Origin of the sequence: Mesorhizobium sp. M4A.F.Ca.ET.020.02.1.1, from assembly GCF_004022645.1 — a bacterium.
GTDB lineage: Bacteria > Pseudomonadota > Alphaproteobacteria > Rhizobiales > Rhizobiaceae > Mesorhizobium.
Map to the genome: position 1 here is coordinate 1 of NZ_RZOI01001039.1, position 1,566 is coordinate 1,566.

Sequence of the window (1,566 nt, forward strand, 5' to 3'; positions counted from 1 at the left end):
TTGCCGGAGAAGCGCGATGAGCTGCTGAAGTCGTCTACGATGGTGATGGTGACGCCCTTGCCCTTGTAGCCCGCGGCCCACGCGACGCCGACGTCGGGGGTCATCCAGCTCTGCAGCGCTTGCGTCGCCGGCGCGGCCGGAATCGCTGCGCTCACACATATCGATCCGCCGCCGTGGCAGAGCGCGGCCGTCTCGTCGGCGTCGAGGGCTTCCTGCGCCGATGCGATCGGCGCTGAGAGGATGGCGAGCGCAGCGGCGAGGCCGAATTTCCAGTGGTTGGCTGACATTTTGTTACTCCAGTCAAACAGGAACCAGGACGGACGATTGCGACCTTCGGGGTGGGTTGACTTGCTCATGGCAGCCTCCAAGCTCAGAAAGTAACACGGTAGTTCAGCCACAGATGCATGCTCTCGGGCTTAGCGTTAACCAGATATTTCAGGGTTTCCTCAGGTGCCATCTCGGCGGCAGCGAGCCGGCAGTTGACGCTGTAGGTGCCCAAATCCCCATAGTCGGCCACGCATGGCTTTTCGGTGAGGTTGCCGCCGATCGTCGAGGTCAGCGAGATCGACAGGGTGCTGCTCGGTGTCGGATGCGTCTGCGTGAGGAAGCCCAGCTTGAAGCTGGGTCCGATGCTGTACTTCTCGGCTTTTTCTCCGGTGCCGAGCCCCCACAAAATACCGGTGTTTTCCGTCAGCTGGGTGAGGAAGTCGACGTGGAGATCGACCCAGCTGGCGTGGTACCACTGGTTGAACGAAACCCAGGATCCGCTCTGCAACTCGTAGCCGCCGTCGCCAAGGTTCCTGGCGCGGTCGCTGAGCGGCGAACCCTGGTGCATGCCAATCAGTGAAGTCGTAATCTCCTGGGCCGTTGCCGGAGACGCGCCAAGGAAGGCCGACAGCAGCAGTGCTATCGCGCGGTACCTGCGTCGATTGCCGGACCTTTCGCGCATGCGCGAAAACACCTCGCCCCACCGTTTCCGGACCAGCGCCTGTTGGCGGCGGGCTCTGACGGCCCCTGTACCCGGTTCATTCGCCCGACAGTGGCACGACTACCGTTACCGCCGGGTTATCCAAGCAGGTGCGAATATAAGTATTTGATTGAAATATTTGCGCTGTCCGGCAGCCGTGGCCGGCAAGCGGGGCAGGATGCCTGTGGCTCCGGCATCCCGCTTTGCTGGGCTGGATCGCGCAATTGCCGCGATTTGATCCGGCCGGAAGGCGTTACGCGGCGTCGCGAACCTTCTGGATTCGCGAGCGGATCGCCTCGATCATTGTCTCGCGAATGGTCGTTTCGCCATGCGTTTCGCGCATATGCTCGACGGCGCGGCGCATCACCTCGGCCTCTTCTTCGGCGCGTGTGTGCCATTCACAGCCGGGCACGAGCGATCCGCAGTGGAATTCCTTCATCGGATTTTCCTTTCCTCCTTGCAGCGCCGACGGACGTCCGCACTCTCGATGCGTGCACGATCCTTTGTCGAAAACCGAGAAGTTTCCGGGTCGCGCACTGGCGAGCAACCATAACACGGTTCGAGGGTTTTGGTTGCCGGCAGAGCCGAAAAAGGCGGAG

2 protein-coding genes and 1 pseudogene are annotated in these 1,566 nt (G+C 61.9%); all 3 read right to left on the bottom strand.

The genetic code is table 11. The features are described from left to right. A pseudogene (locus tag EN742_RS34540) lies at window positions 1–356 on the bottom strand (peptidase S8 and S53 subtilisin kexin sedolisin); the annotation flags it as partial. Between the two features lie 14 nt (window positions 357–370). Then, window positions 371–949: a hypothetical protein gene (locus tag EN742_RS34545; protein WP_126058660.1), complete on the bottom strand. Its 579-nt coding sequence runs from the start codon at window positions 947–949 to the stop codon at window positions 371–373. 271 nt (window positions 950–1,220) lie between these two features. Continuing rightward, complete coding sequence (locus EN742_RS34550; protein ID WP_126058661.1) at window positions 1,221–1,406, bottom strand: DUF1059 domain-containing protein; 186 nt, start codon at window positions 1,404–1,406, stop codon at window positions 1,221–1,223. Window positions 1,407–1,566 lie beyond the last annotated feature (160 nt).

Excerpts from the sequence above, each read along its gene's own strand:
- EN742_RS34545 (WP_126058660.1), bottom strand. The coding sequence starts at position 949 with ATGCGCGAAAGGTCCGGCAATCGACGCAGGTACCGCGCGATAGCACTG.
- EN742_RS34550 (WP_126058661.1), bottom strand. The coding sequence starts at position 1,406 with ATGAAGGAATTCCACTGCGGATCGCTCGTGCCCGGCTGTGAATGGCAC.